Annotated in this window: 17 protein-coding genes; 2 read left to right on the plus strand and 15 right to left on the minus strand. The window is 41.0% G+C overall.

Annotated elements, in window-relative coordinates; genetic code table 11:
- Positions 1-33: 33 nt before the first annotated feature.
- Entirely contained in the window at positions 34-618 is a 585-nt protein-coding gene (locus GXK58_RS11985) for an undecaprenyl-diphosphatase (protein ID WP_160723071.1), read from the plus strand.
- A 64-nt stretch (positions 619-682) separates the two neighbouring features.
- On the opposite strand, the gene GXK58_RS11990 is transcribed toward GXK58_RS11985, so the two are convergent.
- The 8 genes from GXK58_RS11990 to GXK58_RS12025 form a co-directional block, all read right to left on the minus strand.
- Entirely contained in the window at positions 683-1,438 is a 756-nt protein-coding gene (locus tag GXK58_RS11990) for an ATP-binding cassette domain-containing protein (protein ID WP_160723073.1), read from the minus strand.
- A gap of 27 nt (positions 1,439-1,465) precedes the next feature.
- Positions 1,466-2,230 carry an aliphatic sulfonate ABC transporter permease SsuC gene (gene ssuC / locus GXK58_RS11995; protein ID WP_160723075.1) on the minus strand — a complete coding sequence of 255 codons (765 nt, stop codon included), beginning with the start codon at positions 2,228-2,230 and terminating at the stop codon, positions 1,466-1,468.
- 13 nt (positions 2,231-2,243) lie between these two features.
- The gene (locus tag GXK58_RS12000; RefSeq protein WP_237389641.1) at positions 2,244-3,221 is read right to left on the minus strand and encodes a sulfonate ABC transporter substrate-binding protein; all 978 of its coding nucleotides are present in this window, start codon (positions 3,219-3,221) and stop codon (positions 2,244-2,246) included.
- A 21-nt stretch (positions 3,222-3,242) separates the two neighbouring features.
- Positions 3,243-4,820 (minus strand): AMP-binding protein, encoded by a 1,578-nt coding sequence (locus tag GXK58_RS12005; protein ID WP_160723077.1) that lies wholly within the window; start codon positions 4,818-4,820, stop codon positions 3,243-3,245.
- Positions 4,821-4,837: 17 nt separating this feature from the next.
- Complete coding sequence (locus tag GXK58_RS12010) at positions 4,838-6,004, minus strand: acyltransferase (RefSeq protein WP_160723079.1); 1,167 nt, start codon at positions 6,002-6,004, stop codon at positions 4,838-4,840.
- Positions 6,005-6,158: 154 nt separating this feature from the next.
- Complete coding sequence (locus GXK58_RS12015; RefSeq protein ID WP_237389642.1) at positions 6,159-7,109, minus strand: alpha/beta hydrolase; 951 nt, start codon at positions 7,107-7,109, stop codon at positions 6,159-6,161.
- 139 nt (positions 7,110-7,248) lie between these two features.
- Positions 7,249-8,004: a hypothetical protein gene (locus tag GXK58_RS12020; protein WP_160723081.1), complete on the minus strand. Its 756-nt coding sequence runs from the start codon at positions 8,002-8,004 to the stop codon at positions 7,249-7,251.
- A gap of 87 nt (positions 8,005-8,091) precedes the next feature.
- Complete coding sequence (locus GXK58_RS12025; RefSeq protein ID WP_160723083.1) at positions 8,092-9,150, minus strand: acyltransferase family protein; 1,059 nt, start codon at positions 9,148-9,150, stop codon at positions 8,092-8,094.
- Between the two features lie 118 nt (positions 9,151-9,268).
- Here GXK58_RS12025 and GXK58_RS27640 point away from each other — a divergent pair, with 118 nt between their 5' ends.
- The gene (locus GXK58_RS27640; protein ID WP_337248177.1) at positions 9,269-9,370 is read left to right on the plus strand and encodes a hypothetical protein; all 102 of its coding nucleotides are present in this window, start codon (positions 9,269-9,271) and stop codon (positions 9,368-9,370) included.
- Positions 9,371-9,859: 489 nt separating this feature from the next.
- On the opposite strand, the gene purU is transcribed toward GXK58_RS27640, so the two are convergent.
- The 7 genes from purU to GXK58_RS12060 form a co-directional block, all read right to left on the minus strand.
- Positions 9,860-10,759, minus strand: a complete 900-nt coding sequence (gene purU, locus GXK58_RS12030; RefSeq protein WP_160723085.1) for a formyltetrahydrofolate deformylase — start codon at positions 10,757-10,759, stop codon at positions 9,860-9,862.
- 136 nt (positions 10,760-10,895) lie between these two features.
- Positions 10,896-11,891 carry a D-2-hydroxyacid dehydrogenase gene (locus GXK58_RS12035; protein ID WP_237389643.1) on the minus strand — a complete coding sequence of 332 codons (996 nt, stop codon included), beginning with the start codon at positions 11,889-11,891 and terminating at the stop codon, positions 10,896-10,898.
- On the minus strand, positions 11,888-13,111 hold the full coding sequence (locus GXK58_RS12040; RefSeq protein ID WP_160723087.1) for an aminotransferase-like domain-containing protein: 1,224 nt from the start codon (positions 13,109-13,111) through the stop codon (positions 11,888-11,890). The genes GXK58_RS12035 and GXK58_RS12040 overlap by 4 nt, the downstream gene beginning before the upstream one ends.
- 62 nt (positions 13,112-13,173) lie before the next feature.
- Positions 13,174-14,025 (minus strand): D-amino-acid transaminase, encoded by an 852-nt coding sequence (gene dat / locus GXK58_RS12045; protein WP_160723089.1) that lies wholly within the window; start codon positions 14,023-14,025, stop codon positions 13,174-13,176.
- Positions 14,006-15,202: an MFS transporter gene (locus GXK58_RS12050; RefSeq protein ID WP_160723091.1), complete on the minus strand. Its 1,197-nt coding sequence runs from the start codon at positions 15,200-15,202 to the stop codon at positions 14,006-14,008. The genes dat and GXK58_RS12050 overlap by 20 nt, the downstream gene beginning before the upstream one ends.
- A 266-nt stretch (positions 15,203-15,468) precedes the next feature.
- Positions 15,469-16,461 (minus strand): ABC transporter ATP-binding protein, encoded by a 993-nt coding sequence (locus GXK58_RS12055; protein ID WP_160723093.1) that lies wholly within the window; start codon positions 16,459-16,461, stop codon positions 15,469-15,471.
- On the minus strand, positions 16,445-17,449 hold the full coding sequence (locus GXK58_RS12060) for an ABC transporter ATP-binding protein (RefSeq protein WP_160723095.1): 1,005 nt from the start codon (positions 17,447-17,449) through the stop codon (positions 16,445-16,447). Before GXK58_RS12060 ends, GXK58_RS12055 begins: the two co-directional genes overlap by 17 nt.
- Between the last annotated feature and the right edge of the window lie 7 nt (positions 17,450-17,456).

A 17,456-nucleotide genomic window follows, 5' to 3' on the forward strand; every position in this document is an offset into this window, starting at 1 on the left:
AAACATTCTTTAATTCGGAGATGAGGGGATAGAATGAATTATCAAATATTTAAGGCAATCAACCAACTTGCAGGACATCACCCCATTATGGACAAGGTAATGGTCTTCACCACACAATATGCATTGATTGTTTTTGCTGTAGTTTTGCTGCTTATGTGGTTTTTAGGTAAAGAACAGTATAAATATTCGGTGGTTTATGCAGCAATAACTGGTGGTATAGGTTTACTCATAAATTTTGTTCTCGGTCATATTTATTATGAACCACGTCCATTTGTTACACATCACGTCCATCCGCTAATTCAACATGCAAAGGATGCTTCATTTCCAAGTGACCACACGACAGGTGCGTTTTCCCTAGCCCTTGCCATATTGCTACGCCACCGAAAAATAGGTTTTGGTATGCTCGTTTTTGCCATACTAACAGGTTTTTCTCGTATTTATGTAGGTCATCATTATCCATTTGATGTACTTGGCAGCATGATCGTTGGAATTGCGGTAAGCTCCCTTGTTTATAAATTCAGTTCCACATTGAAGCCAATCACACGCCTAATTGTGAACATTTATAACCAAATCCCATTAGTACCTAAAAACACTAAAACAATTAGCGAAAATAATTGATAAAAAATAAAACAAGCAGGATCTAAAACTAGACCCTGCTTGTAATTTTCTAATTATATAGTCACTAAACAACCTTGTAGGCGACTTTTTTAAGACTTTTTTCTTCAGACATAATTTGATCTAATATTTCTTCTACATAACTATTAAAAGCAGGATTGGATCGTTGTCTTGGCCTCGGCAGATTAACCGTTTGATTCATGCTGACCTTCCCATCCCTTAAAACAATAACTCGGTCTGATAACATAACGGCTTCTTCCACATCATGTGTGACCAGTACAGTCGTAAAGTGCTTGTTTGCCCAGATGGACTCTATTAGTTTTTGCATTTCCATTCTTGTGAGTGCATCTAAGGCACCTAGGGGCTCATCCAATAGAAGGAGCTGGGGTTCATGGACAAGCGCCCGTCCTAATGCAATTCGCTGCTTTTGTCCCCCGGAAAGGGAAGACGGGAAATTTGAAGCGCGGTCTTCAAGGCCAACACTGCGTAATGCCTCCATTGCCCTGTCTTTCCAATCACCTGTGAGGCCAAGTCCTATGTTCTGGATGATATTCTTCCAGGGTAATAATCTTCCATCTTGGAACATGATTCGAGCATTCGTGTTTAATGATTCTAATTTTTTTCCATTCATCAAAATATTGCCGCCACTAACTGATTCCAGCCCAGCAAGCATTCGAAGCAAGGTACTTTTTCCACAACCGCTCTTCCCCACAATCGAAATAAATTCCCCTTCTTTAAATGAAAGATTAATCCCTTTTAAAACGGGAAGATTGCTATAACCCTTTTGAACGTCTTGTAATACTAACAATTCCTTCTTTTCCATTTGCCTTTTCCCCCTCTCACAAATTTCCTACGACAACTGTCTCCACATTAACCATTTATTTTCACATAATTTCGCAATCCAATCAGAAAGCTTGCCCAGTAAGGCATATATAATGATACTTAAGACGATGATATCCATTTGCATAAACTCCCGCGCATTCATCGCCATATACCCTACTCCCGAATTAGTTGCAATGGTTTCAGCAACGATCAATGTCGTCCACATGATTCCAAGCGAATAACGAATTCCTACTAAAATAGAAGATAGCGCACCTGGAAAAATGACATGAATAAATAGGGAAAATCCTTTTAAACCATAGGCCCGGCCCATTTCAATCAACCCTTTATCCACTGACTTAATGCCATGATAGGTATTAATATAAACAGGAAAAAGTACACCAAGCGCTACGAGGAAGATCTTTGATGTTTCATCAATACCGAACCATAGGATGACAAGCGGGATGAGAGCTAAGTGAGGGATATTCCTTAACATTTGGATGGTTGTATCAAACAGTAAATCAAAGGGTTTGAACATACCGTTAAACAACCCAAGGGCCAAGCCAATTGTTCCGCCAATGAAAAATCCGGCTAAAGCTCGATATAAACTGATCGATATATGATCCCCTAATTCTCCAGATGCAGAAAGTTCCACTCCCGCGTTCATCACCGCAATTGGTGATGGCAAGATCTTAGCAGGAATAATGCCAGCCGAGCTAAAAACTTGCCATAAAATCAGGACAAGCGCAGGAATGAGCCAAGGGAGCAACTTAGCTCCCCAAGATTTCCTAAACATACTTTTACCTCCATTAATTAACATTCATTGCTTCTGATACAGTAATCTTCTTAGGTATAATTTTTAACTGATAAAATAAATCAGCAATTTCCTGCTGCTCCGTAACAATTTCATCTGTAATCTCTTCTACACCATAGACACGGCGCTCGACTGTCTTAGTAACAGATTCGGTGTCCATTTTTAGTGCCTTTGCAAGCATATCAATGAGTTCTTGATGATTGTTGTTAGCCCAATCCATCGCGTCTGTTATTTCTTCAAGCATCGCTTTGATCACAGCTTGTTGATTACTGGCAAATTTTTCGGAGGCAACGAAGAAATCACGGTCGGTTGTTAATCCCTCTCCATTCACTAGTAATTTAGCATCGGAGTTCACTTCTGTTGAAGCCGTATAAGGATCCCAAACGGCCCATGCATCGACTTGGCCTTGTTCAAAGGCGACTCGGGCATTGCCTGGTGCTAGATAAACGGGTTCAATATCATCCAGTGTAAGCCCTGCTTTTTCTAACGCCTTGACGATTAGATAATGGGAGCTCGATCCCTTTGAAAAAGCAACCTTTTTCCCCTTTAAATCTTCAAGAGATTTTATGGAGGAGTCCTTACTTACCAGGATCCCGCTGCCTTCATATTTGGAAGCTCCTGCAGCCACATACTTCAAGGTTGAACCAGATGCCTGGGAAAAAATCGGCGGTGTATTACCGACCCGTCCAAAATCAATACTTCCTGCATTCAGGGCCTCAAGAAGGGAAGGGCCATCCTGGAATTCTTTCCATTCCACTTTATAGCCTAATTCCTCTAAGCGTTGATCGAGTGTTCCTAATGATTTGACGATAAAAAGCGGGCCATTTTTCTGATAGCCGATCCGTACCACCTTTTCTTCGCTTTTGGTTGTATCACTATTCGCTTCGCTGGCACTATTACTGCATCCCGCAATAAAGATGTTAAGTAGCATAAAACTAATAAATATCAAAATGACTCTTCTATTCTTTTTCACTATTTTTCCACAACCCTATTCTCATTTGAATAATCCCGATATTCGGTTTGATGTTTGATTATGATAAGTTTCGGTACTGATTTCTTTTAATTTAGAGCGTTGAATTTTCCCAGTTGGACCAACCGGGATTTCTTCTACTAGATAAACTTCAGCTGGACATTTATAGCTTGATAGTTTTTTTTCACAATGGTCCATTACCATTTTCGTGACGTCGTCGCTGTTTCCTTGGCTGCTGCGGCTAACAATATAAGCCACGACCATTTCCCCATATAGCGGGTTCGGCATTCCTATAACAGCAGCCTCTTTGATGGCTGGTAATTGGCGGATCACCTCTTCTACCTCATATGGGCTGATCTTTTCCCCGCCTCGGTTAATCATTTCTTTGATCCTGCCGACAATGAACACATACCCGTCTTTATCCACATACCCCAGGTCACCTGTATGGAACCACCCGTGCTGGAAGTCATTCTGATTATCTGCTTCGATGTAGTGATGAATCACATTTTTTCCTTGAATGGCTATTTCTCCAATCTTATTCGGCAAACATTGCTCGCCATTTGGATCCACCACTTTTAATTGCAGCCCTGCCGGCCGCCCGACAGATCCTAAGACCCTTTTTCCAGGAGGCAGTGGATTGACACATATTTGACTAGCTGCCTCTGTCATGCCATAGGATTGGATAAGGGGAATCCCAAACGATTGCTCAAAGCGCCGTGCGATCACCATCGACAACTGGGAGGAGGCGGACCTAATGAACCGTAAACGCTCCGAAATATGACTTGGTCGAGAGGAGTTCAATAGTATGGAGATTACGGTTGGCACCGCAGAAACCCATGTTACATTATGTTCATTTATCACATTCCAAAACTTTGAGGCGCTGAACTTAGCTGCGATGACGATCTTTCCTCCAGATAATAACGTGGAAAGGACCGCAACAACTTGAGCATTAATATGAAATAAAGGTAAAAAACAATAAGTGATGTCTTTTGCACTTAATTCATGTGATGTAATGATATTCTCTATCGCTGCTAAAATCTGCCCATGGGTTAGACCCACAGCTTTCGGCTTTCCTGTTGTCCCAGAGGTATAAAGCAAGACTGCTAAGGAATTTTCGAAAGTTTCATAGGGTACACGATTGATAATCTTTCCGCTAATATCCTTTTCCAGCCATTCTGATCCGCTGTAATCATACTTATTTTTTAAAATCGCTTCTTCTTCAACAGAAAAAAAGGACTTCAAGGCGAAATTCTGCGCCTGTTCCTTTAATAATATGGATGAATGGTGACTTCCAATAAAACCACTCACAACTCGGGATCGATGCAGGAAGGCCATAAGTTCATATTCCGGCATCTCTGGATTAATAGGAACAACTACTGCACCATAATCGATAATAGCTAGATATAGACATATAAATTTGTAGGAATTAGGGATACTTACTAACACCCGGTCTCCTTTTTGAATTCCTGCACCCGCGAGGCAATCTTGAACTTTTGAAATATCAGATAATAAATTATTAGTAAAATACCATTGTTCCTCATCATGGATGATGGGTTTTGGTATAAAAAACGAGTACGTAAGTCTATCTGTTAATTCAGACATCTAATCATCTCCTAAATTTACAATTTTCCAGGGACGGGAACTGTTTTTACCCTGGTTTGCAGCTTTGATTTTTTCCCAACCACAAAGGAAATCAGCGGAATTTTGTTGAGCCAATAGGAAAGAAACATGGATGAACCATATACAAACAAAATGGAGGCCGGCAGTAGAATCACATACAGCCACTTGACATCGTCAAAGAACGGCACGATTTGTTTGATGATGAACAATGGAAATGGCTGAACGAGAAACATTCCAAATGAGGTGTGAGAAGCAAGCATAATATAGCTGCTAAAGTAATGCATTTTTTCCTCGGTACGTTTGTGTGACCACTTTCTTCCCAACATAAAGAGTACTGTGATCACCAGTAAACTATAGGGGAGAAATAAAGGCTGATGGGGCTCTTGGGCCTTATTTTCCGTCAGCAAAAGGACAAAGCGATTGTAAAAATAGTAGGCCCACATAACCGCAACACTGCCTAAAAGGGTCCAAATGATCGCTCGGGAATGCCTTTCAATGAATTGGCAAATTTTTTCGTAATGGCATGCGACCATTCCTCCAGAGATAAACCAGCATTGATAAGTCAGGACAAATACTCCATAATGAGAAAACAAATACGGCCAACCCGTTCTGTTTAGGTGCGGGATGCCAAATTTATAAAATGTCATCAACACTAATTGCAGAATGACACTTCCAATAAATATCTGAAGATGCCATTTTTCAAACTTCCTCAGCCCATACAGCAGGAAAGGAAATACAAGATAAAACTGAAAACTAATTAACACGAAATAGATGTAAAATTCATCCCCCTGCATGAGGGATGTACCCAATTCCTTCATAAAGCTTGAAAAAGAGCCCGTTAATTCTGATGAATAGCTGCTGCGAAACAGAAGATAGATTACATTCCAAAATAAATAAGGGATGGCGATTAACACCAATCTCTTTTTCCAAAAAGAAAGAATATGAAACTCTCTATAATAGTAAGTAATAAATAAAACTAACCCTGTAATGAACATAAACGCCAGCCGGGTAACATGCATAGAAGAGTGGACAGCTGACATCGCTAAAGAAGTAATACTCTCATCGTCCATTTGATTAGTAAAGATGGTCATCGTATGTACTGAAAGAACCCCCAGCATGATATATGTCCGCATGAAATCTATTTCGTAAAGATGCGTCTTTTTCAAATAGGAAATGACCTCCTTGATTAAATTTTTATTAGAATACTAAGTCCTTTTATTTAATCGAAAAAGTATGAACTATCCGTGACCATAGTTTTAATAAAATAAAGATAAGTTTTAACATTTTTAGTTACGAAATGTGAAAAAGGTGACCGTTTGGTCACCTTCTCTTTTTTAAATGGTCGTCAAAGAATGCTTGAACCGTATTTAGGATGACCGGGCGTGCGAACCCTCCATGCCCCGCGCCTTGGATTTTGTACATCGATGCCTCGACATGTGCCTTTTTTAAAGCACTATACAGTAAAACACTTTGGTTATATGGAACTCTCCGATCCCTGTCCCCATGCATGATTAAAAACGGCGGGTCATCAGGGGTGATGTAGGTAATCGGGTTTGCCTTTTTTACCTTTTCCTCGTTTTCCTGAATTGGGCCGCCGATTAACATCGATTCAGGTGAATCCGGAGCATCAAAGTCGATAGAAGCAGGATACTTACTCATTTGTAAAAAGTCAGTTGGACCATACCAATCGACAACGGCTTGCACTGAACTGTCTTCACTCAGTTTCCCTGATTGCCCTTCAAGCTGCTCTACACCCCCGGTTGTGCCAACTAACGCTGCCAGATGACCGCCCGAAGAGCTCCCCCAAACGCCTACTCGCTCGGAATCGATACCATACTGCTCAGCATGTTCCTTAAGATAGCGGATAGCTGCTTTTATATCATAAAGCTGGGCAGGAAATTTGGCTTCATGGCTCGTCCTATGTTCCACACTTGCCACAACATATCCGCTTTTGGCGAACTGAACCAATTGCGGTATAAAGATAAATGTTTTCTGTGGATGGTTTCTGCCCCAGCCTCCCCCTTTGATATAGATAATCAAGGGGCGTGGTGACGGGGCATTCTTCGGAATCAGCAAATGCATGTTTAAGGCCTTATTCCCTGGTTTTGAATAAACGATATTGGGCTTAAATTGCACATCATTTTCTTTCGTTTCATTTATGCTGATGGTTTTGATCCCTAATCTTTTATCTTCCATTTCGGCAGCGGCTTTATTCCAGATTGTGATACAAATGACTAAAACCGCGAGTGAGATTGCCATCATTCTTATCATTCTACCAATCCTAGCCTAGTTTAATTTTAATGTTATCTTTTCCTTAATTATCCAAGATATTCGTTTGAAGCATGACCGTCCTTATGTTGAAAAAAGAGGCTGCCCTAGTTATCCTTTTGGGCCAGCCTCTTCATTTCTATTATCCTTCTTTTGGACCCTTAAAGAAAAAATGCATTCCGTGTCCTCTATGAGGAAACAGATCTAGCTTATCAACCTTATCTGCATGCTTGGTCATGATTTCTTGGAATAGCTCGTCCGCGGACTTATTTTTAGTGTCGATTCCTAGCTCCTCTGCTGCTTGGAAGATCTTTTTATCACGGACTTCTCTGGCGAGTTGATGAAAATCCTTATTGGCTGTGGATAGGCCTAATTCCTTTGCTTCTTTCTTTATTTGTGTTTCACGTACCTCACGAGCCACATCACGGAGGTCCTTTCCCTCCGTTGATATCCCTAATTCTTTCGCTTCTTCTTTTATCTGAGTTTCCTGGATTTCACGGGCTACATCACGAAGTTCCTTTCCTTCTGTAGAAATCCCTAACTTTTTAGCCTCATTTTTTATTTGTTTTTCAAAAACCTCTTTGGCTAAGGAATCAATCTCTTTCCCTTTCGTACTAATCCCGAGCTCCTCTGCTCTCTTTTTAATCATGGCTGCTCTAACTTCTTTGGCAATCGTCTCTGTATCTTTGCCGTCAGTCTTAATCCCTAGCGACTCTGCCTGACTTTTTATAAACTCAGGGTTGGGTCTGAAATGCCCGTGGCCATGTCCATGGCCATGGGCCTCTGCTGATTGATTTTGTTGTTCATTTGTCTGTGTTGCCGCAAACGCTTGGATTGGACCCAAAAGACCAATCAATAAAGCAGGGGCAAAAAAATAATTCATCAGCATCTTTCTCATCTTGTAACTTCCTCCTAATAAGTGGTTTTTGTTTACAGATGGTAGGATGCCCATGAATTATTACCAAATTATGAACAAATTGTTAAATTATATATTTGTACTCAATGAAAGTTCTCTACTGCCCTTTCTTGTTGTTTTCCCTAACATGAATGGGAAATAATGATTGATGGCATATACTGCTGGTATCAATATGACCACGGTAATCAATGTGTATATCAATCCTTCCACAATCGGATAGTCTGAGATCGTTTCAATATTTAAAACCGATTTCTGAATCATTAAACTAAAGATAAAAAATACGATTTTTTGGTGGAAAGCTAAATAAATGAAAGAATTCTTTCCAATGTATTGCAGAAACCTATTTTTCTTCAAATGCTTAATTAATATGACAAATGCACCAATTCCTGAAAAAGCAGATAGATAGAAAAGCCCGATATTGCCTAAACTGCTATTATAAAAATCAACTCTTTCACCTGTAAGAGCATAATTTAAGTATCCAATTAAGATATTAACGATAAACAAAAGGACAAAGGTTTTTAGATGATTAAAGATTTCAAACCTTTTATTGTATTCCTTGTATAAATAACCTCCACCATAAAATCCAACGCTAATTAGGGCAACATCTAGATTCCAAGGCAAAGGCTGTCCAACCGTCTTGTTATAAATGCAGCCTGCAGCTGAACTTACTAACAATAAGATTCCAATGGTCAGTTTTGTTCTTCCCATTTTTGCAATAAAATAAAACAATAATTCCGTACAGAACAAACAGGCGACAAACCATAGTGCACCGGTATGAACGGTCCAAATGGATTTTCTTATTGCTATTAATGAACCTATTAACGGAGTGAATAAGTTGTTTTCATAGCTGACAAGCCCTAAATGATTTAATAATAAAAACCAAAGATACGCGATTAGGGAAAAAGACAAATATGGGAGTATTAATGACTTCGTTCTTCTAATTAAAAAGACTTTTAGGTTTGGAAATTTATCTTTATTATATAAATACCCTGATAGGAAAAAAAATAATGGCATATGGAAGGTATAGATATATGTTTTTAAAAGAGCTGGAATATCTGCATGTCCTAACATTACCAGCAGCATTCCTAATCCTTTGCCAATATCTAACCAATCTAATCTCTTTCTCAATAGTTTCCCCTCTCTTCTGTTAAAATTTGAGGATGACTGGTATTGAAGTAGCTTAGGTAACTAACGAGTAAGAGTATAACATGACTTCCTTAACTGAAACTTAAGACCCTTAAGTAATGTGGTTCGTTTTGTCAAAGAATTAAATGCGGAGGGCAAATTGATCGCTGGAATTTCTCATGGACCACAGGTCATGATCAGTGCAGATGTTTTAACTATTTAATTAAATAAATGTCCAATAGACAGGGTCTATTGGACAAAAATCTCTCTAATCTATTGAATTTGTCTTTTAGAAGACAGCTATTGGACAAATTTCACGAATGATTGGATAAATTGTCCAATAGGTTTAACTCTATAAGACAGATTCTTTATTATAATTGAAAAAATGTCCAATAGGCAGGGTCTATTGGACAAAAACTCCTCTAATCTATTGAATTTGTCTTTTATAAGACAGTTATTGGACAAATTACACAAATCCTTGGATAAATTGTCCAATAGGTACAACGCTATAAGACAATTACTTCTTTTTAACCGAAAAAATGTCCAATAGGGAGGGCCTATTGGACAAAGTTTCCTCTAACCTATTGAATTTGTCTTTTAGAAAACAGCTAATGGACAAATTTCGCGAATCCTTGGATAAATTGTCTAATAGCTGTCTCCTTAATGGACATTTCCTTCTTATAAACACTAATTTGTCCAATAATCTTATTAATTAGAACACAATCGTCTTATTTTGATGAACAATAATTCGGTCTTCGATATGCCATTTTACAGCCCGAGCCAGCACGCTTCGTTCAATTCTCCGGCCGATTTTTTTAAGACTATCCACATTATCATGATGGCCTACCCGGCTGATATCCTGTTCGATAATCGGGCCTTCATCAAGGTCATTGGTCACATAATGCGAGGTCGCACCAATTAATTTCACCCCGCGATTGAACGCGCGCTCATACGGCCTGGCCCCAACAAACGCAGGTAGAAACGAATGGTGAATATTAATAATTTTATTTGGATTTTCCTCAATAAAATTCGGCGTTAAAATTTGCATATAACGAGCCAATACGATGAAATCGATCTCATGCTCTTTTAAAAGCTTAAGCTGTTCGGCTTCTGCTTGTTGACGAATTTCCTTGTTAGCCGGTATGTAATAAAACGGGATATTAAGCCCCTCAACGACCTCTCGTGCATTTTCATGATTACTCACGACAAGAGCAATGTCAGCCATTAAATCTCCACTTTGCCATTCCCATAAAAGTTCGAGCAAGCAGTGAAGTTCTTTCGATACAAAGATCGCAGCCTTCTTGATATTGTGGACATGCGTAAATTTCCATTCCATCGAAAAATTCTCAGCAATATCATTAAACTGGCTTTCCATATCTTTTGCTTTTTCCGTTAACCCAGGGCACTCGAATTCAATCCGAATGAAAAAGATGCCTCCCTCAGGATTGGTGGAATACTGGCTGGATTCAATAATGTTGGCATTATGGGAAAATAAAAATTTTGAAATGGCAGAAACAATGCCTGGCTGGTCCGGACAGCTTACTAGAAGCCGGCCGCGGTTCTTATTTTGTTCTTGGAATAATTCAATTTGGTCTTTTATAAATGCATTCATCTCTTAAACCTCTCAATCTTGTTTGAAACATTATACCTGAAAAACTCACAATAGTTAATAAAAATTATTTGAAAATTCTTTATGCATAAAAAAATACCAGGTTCCTGTGAAAGAACCTGATTTTTAAAAAACGATCCTAATATCCTAATTCTTTGTTTACTACATTAAGGAGCGGTTTCCCTGCATAGAAACGTTTTAGGTTTTCTAAAATTAATTCCATAACCCGCTCTGAATGATTTGCAGAGTTGTAGGCATTGTGCGGGGAGACAATCACATTATCCATAAACCAAAACGGATGATCTTTTGGTAATGGCTCGACTTCAAATACATCCAGCCCCGCCCCTGCTATTATTCCACTCTGCAAATATTCCACTAAATCCTCTTCAGCAATCGTGTTCCCGCGTCCAACATTGATTAAATAGCTGTCCTTTTTCATTTTTTCAAAGCGTTCTTTATTCATAAAATGGATCGTTTCGTCTGTGGAAGGAAGCGCAATAACGACATAATCAGATTTTGAAAGGACGTCATCCACCTGATCCATACCCACCACTAGATCGGCAGGTTCGTATTCCTTGTTCTTCTTAGCAGGATTCCTGCGGCAGCCAATCACCTTCATATCTAACCCTTTACATCGTTTCGCAATCTCATAGCCGATTTCTCCGTATCCAATAATCCCGACAGTGGAGCCTGCAAGCGTTCTGACTGGCAGCACTTTACACCAGTCCTGCGTTCGTTGGTTTCTCACCATTGCCGGTACCGCTCTGGCAAATGCGGAGATTAATGCAATCGTGTGTTCAGCTATGGGGACAGAGGTACATCCTTTGGCGTTAGTAATGATAACGTCACTGTTTTTCACCTCTTCGGTGAGCATCGCATCCAATCCAGCGCTAACGGAATGGACCCATTTTACGTTTTTGGCTTTTTTTAATATGTTGAGGTTATCACGCATACCCAGGGTTAATACAACCTCGCAATCTGATAAATCTACGGTCACCTCTGGCTCAGGTTCATCAAATTTCCACGGCTCTACCACAATATTCGGACAAATCTCTTTAAATTGTTTCAGATATACCTCCGGAAGATCATAACGAATGTAAATGGAAGGAGAAACTTTTTTGGTCATTACCTTCATTTATTTCCCCCCTCTAAGACGAACATGCTTTGTTTATATTCTTGATAAGATTCTGCCAAACGCTCAATCCCCCGTTTAATTTCTTCCTCGCTGCAGTAGGTAAAACCGAGTCGGATATGATTTTTCTCATCGGCATTCAAATAAAAATGGGCTCCATCTAAATAGCTGACGCCTTTATTCAGTGATTGCTGCATAAACTGACTCGTATCTGTTCCTTCCGGGAAGGTTAACCAGAGGAAGAAGCCCCCGTCAGGCACAATATAAGAAACTTCCTCCTCAAAGGATTCCTCAATAGCCACTACCATGGCTTCCATTCTTGACCGATAAATGGAGTTAAGGAAGTCTACATGCTGATCAAAATCAATCGTTGATAAAAATTGCGAAACCACTTCTTGAACATACACACTCGTCGAGCCATCCGATTTTAACATTCGCATTTTATTTATCAAGGGTTCACTCGCTACGGCCCAGCCCATGCGGATTCCCGGTGCGACAATTTTTGAGAACGTACTTAAATAAACGACACGTTCTGGTCCAAAAGAATAAATGGATGGGACATACTCCCCGGTAAAACTTAACTCCACATAGGCATCATCCTCAAGGACATAGAAGTTATATTCATACGCCAATTCCGCGAGTCTCTTTCTTCTTTCAATCGAAAGACTAACCCCTGTTGGATTGTGGTAATTTGGCATGACATAAACCATTTTTGGCATGTGGCCACCATTTTCTTTCACTTCCTGCAGCTTTTGCTCCACCAAATCAACCCTTAACCCATCTTCATCGACCGGAAAGGAAGTCAACTTTGTTTCTGCCAATAAAAACTGGCGGATGGCCCCGAAAAAGGACGGCCCTTCTACCCATACATGATCGCCAGGGTCTGTCAGGGTTCTGGTCGCGATATCGATTGCTTGGCTTGAGCCGGCTGTAACGAGTATTTCATTCGTTTCAGCACGCACGGAACGCAACATGGACCTTTGTTTAATCCATTCCGCAACGACAGTAGGCCCTGCCCCACCCCCGTATTCGAGCGGTTTGACTCCCCCTTTTTTAATCGCCTCCACGGAGGACTCGATCATAAGGGAGAGATCAAAAGATTCTTTGGCCGGCAATCCAAAGGCCAGCGGGATTAAATCGGGATGCTGATCGGCAAAAGCAGCTGCGATTAAAGGGAGTTTTGGAAACCGTTTTGAATACGTAAATTCTTTTAAGATTGTCATTTGATCATTCCTCCTAAAAGTAAGTTGTAACTATCAAATTTTTATTTCCAGTAATCTTCCTTTCAGGATGATGAAGGGATTACAGAACCTAACAATGATTCAAAGGCCGACTGCAATTGACGAGTATAAAAACCTGGGGATCCCTTCCCGATCTTGACTTCGTCAATTTGAATCACGGGGCACACTTCTTGACCTGTATTTGTAATAAATACTTCATCCATTTCTATTAATTCCTCCATGGTAAAAGGTGTTTCTCGTAACGTTAAATTAGTATTCTTAATCAAACGCAATACCACTTGCCGGGTAATACCATTTAAAATAAGATGATTAGCAGGATGGGTATAGCAAAGATTCCCTTTGATGGCAAAAACATTGGAACTGCTTCCTTCCGTTACCACGCCATCTCGGATCAAAATCGCTTCCGCCGCCCCTTGTTCGACGGCTTTTTGTCTCGCTAAAACATTTCCTAGCAAATTAAGACTCTTTATATCTACCCTAAGCCAGCGTATATCCTCTGCTGTAATAACTTTAATACCGTTTCTTATTTGCTCAAGCGGCCGCTTCATTTCACGAACGTATGCCACTAAGGTCGGCTCCGTTTTTTCCGGAAAGGCATGGAACCGGGGCGCCGTCCCTCGTGTGATTTGAATATAAACCGATCCATCGGTAATCTGACTCTCTTTCAAAAGAAGCTGTAGATTTTCATAGAGTATGTCGATAGCTTGCGGCAGAGGCAGCATTAATTCTTTGGCACTGCGGATCAAACGTTCGAAATGCGCCTCCCATTCGAAAAAAACTCCATCATAAATTCGGATAACTTCGTAGATTCCATCCCCAAATTGAAAGCCCCGATCCTCTATATCTACTGAAAAGCTTTCTCTAGGTACAATCCTGTTATTTAGCAAGATATTCATTACCAGTCTCCTTTTCTCGCATCAATGATTGACTTTCTTTTTTTAGACTGAACACTATAAAGATGAAGAGAACCAAGCAAATGCATGTTGAAAAAATAAACGGGGCCGATGGATGGAACAGGAAAATCCAGCCGGCAAACAGCGGCCCCACACTTCTGCCGAAGCTATCCATGGATTGCTGAAACCCCATCACCGTCCCTTGCCCGACCGCCTCCTGTTTGGATAAAAGCGAGATAATCGTTGGTCTTGCAATCGCCTGCCCTGCTCCAACCAAGAGGCAGCCAGCAAAAACCATCCATGTCGAAACCGCAAAAGCGATGCAGGCAAACCCGAGCATTTCTACTATTAACCCCATTTTCGTAATCGAAATTTCATGAAGTTTTGCAAGGATGACTCCCATAAAAAACAGCTGAATGACTACGGAAGAGAGGGATTGAGCACTAAAGGCAAACCCTGTTTCACTAGCCGATGATGAAAACCGTTCAATCATAAAATATCCTAGAACTCCAAACAAACTGGAGGTTGAAACTGCCAACCCGAAGGTAATGAGCAACAGATGACGGTATCCTGGTTTCACCATATGTTTAATGGAATCTTTAAAGGAGATCTCCTTCAGCTTTTGGTTCTTCTGTTCAGGTTCTTGCAGAAGGAAATGAGCAAAAGGGATGGTCAAGAGACTAAGCAATCCGGCCGCAATAAAAGGGGCATGTAACCCGAGCGGTGAAAACATGGCACCTACGGTTGGTCCGCAAAGGAAACCAAGAGCATTGGCAGCCCCCATGCTGGCTATAGCGCGGCTCCGTTTTTCTTTTTCATGTGTATCAATCACAAGTGCCAGGGCAGCAGGCTGTGTTCCGCTCGAAATAATCGCTCCGATGATTCGAATCACGAGCAGCTGCAGGTAGGATTCAGCGAAAATCATTAATAAAAAAGCAATCCCGAACCCAATTAATCCAATCAGCAGAACCGGTTTCCGGCCGATGCGGTCAATCAGGCTTCCCCAAAACGGAACGACAAGGAATTGGGTTAACGCCCAGCCGGTAATCAGACTGCCCATTTGAAATGAGCTCAGTCCCAAATGATCGGCTAAGTATGGCAAGGCCGGGAGTACGATGCCGTACCCTGTCATGGAGAGGAACATAATGAAAGCTAGTAAGTAAAACGACTTTCTTGTCATGGTAAGTCCTTTCTAATGAAGGCTGCTTTTTTAGATGTAAACTTTTTTGATAGAATTAGTTAATAACTGCCGATATATCCCCATAGACCTCCTAATAGTGCCAAACCACTTTATATATATTTGTGGTTAATTTAAAGAATCGCTGATAAATTTAAATTTCCGCTGATAAGTTTCTAGAAACCGCTGATATTTCGGTTAATATCGCTGATATCAGCGTAAAAACCGCTGATAAAACCTTATAGACCTCCGAACAGGTAATTCCAACCCTACATTAAATGGCAGGCAAGCTGATGACCGCCCCCAATGTCTTTAATCACCGGTTCCTCCACCGAACACTGCTCCGTTTTAAACGGACAGCGGGTATGAAAACGGCAGCCGCTTGGCGGATTCAACGGTGTTGGCAGCTCCCCTTCAAGAACAATCCGTTCCAGCTGATCTTTTTCATGAATCATCGGACGAGCAGACAATAACGCTTTTGTATATGGATGCTTAGGCCTGTTAAAAAGATCTTCGGTATCTGCAATTTCCACCAGCTTACCTAGATACATCACACCCACGCGGTCTGAAATATGTTTTACCACACTTAAATCGTGAGAAATAAATAAGTAGGTTAAGTTGAATTCCTTCTGCAAATCTTGAAACAGGTTGATGACCTGCGCTTGGACGGATACATCAAGGGCCGATACCGGCTCATCACAAATGACAAGCTTCGGATTAAGGGCAAGCGCCTTGGCAATCCCAATCCGCTGCCTTTGTCCGCCCGAGAATTCATGGGGATACCGATTCTTCATTCTTGCAGAAAGACCCACGGTTTCCATCAAACTCTCGACTCGTTTCACCCGTTCCGCATTTGTCCCAACCTTATGTATATGAAGGGGTTCAGCGATAATTTCTGCCACGGTCATCCGAGGATGGAGGGATGCATAAGGATCTTGGAAAACAATCTGCATCTCCCTTCTCGCCTTCTTTAATACCTGATTCGAATGCTCCAATATATTTTTTCCTTCAAAAAGAACTTTGCCATCGGTTGGTTCTATCAAACGCAAAAGCGACCGTCCCGTTGTGCTTTTTCCGCAGCCGGACTCCCCGACAAGAGCCAATGTCTCGCCTCGATAAATCGTAAAGTTGACATCGTCCACTGCCTTCACAACCGGAGGCGCCTGACCCTTTAAGCGGTTTAGTAATCCATGTTTCACAGGATAGTATTTTTTCAAATGACTAATTTCCATTAATGGTTCTTTCTCAGCTAACAATGCCATTTACTCCTCCCCCTTCCATGATTTCTTTATGGCGAAAACAACTTACTTTTCTTCCGTCTTCTAAATCCATCAATGGTGGTTCTTGATTGACACACTGTTGAATCGCATAAGGGCAGCGATCATGAAACACACAGCCAGTTACCATTTCATCCGGTAATGGAACCCGGCCTGGAATGGAATAAATCCGTTCACTTTGTTCCTCAATCGAGGTTACCGATTGCAGAAGGCCCTTCGTGTAAGGGTGCAGCGGGGCAGCAAATAATTGATCTTTGCTTGCTTCTTCCATTACCTTTCCCGCATACATAACAATGACTTTTTGGCAGTAATTGGCGACCACCCCTAAATCATGCGTAATTAATATCATGGACATATCCATTTTCTTCGAGACGCCTGCTAGTAGGTCCAAGATTTGCGCCTGAATGGTTACATCAAGGGCTGTTGTTGGTTCATCGGCAATCAATAATCTTGGCTCACAGGATAAGGCCATCGCAATCATTGCCCTTTGTCTCATTCCCCCGGATAATTCATGTGGATAAGCTTTCAATCTTTGTTCTGGAGAGGGTATTCCCACAAGCTTCAACATCTCAACTGCTTTTTCGGCAGCTTTCTTTTTACTGATGGATTGATGGGCAAGAATCTGTTCCGTGATTTGCCTGCCAATCGTCAGGAGCGGGTTTAAGGCGGTCATCGGTTCTTGAAAAATCATTGCGATATCATTCCCGCGAAGTCCCCGCCAGTCTTGCTTGGTATGGGTTAGCAGGTTATCTCCTTCCCACAAAATCTCACCATTTGTGGCAACTAGCCCCTTGTTTTTTAATAAACCCATAATCGCTAAGGAGGTCATGCTTTTTCCACAGCCCGACTCTCCGACAATCCCAAGACTTTCTCCTTTTTCAAGTGAAAAATGAACCCCTTTTAATACATCAGTAACTTCATCATTTTTACGAAAACCAACCCGTAAATCCCGGATATCAAGCAGAGCAGACATGTGACCA

This window comes from Bacillus sp. USDA818B3_A (genome assembly GCF_009928415.1).
Lineage (GTDB): Bacteria > Bacillota > Bacilli > Bacillales > Cytobacillaceae > Neobacillus.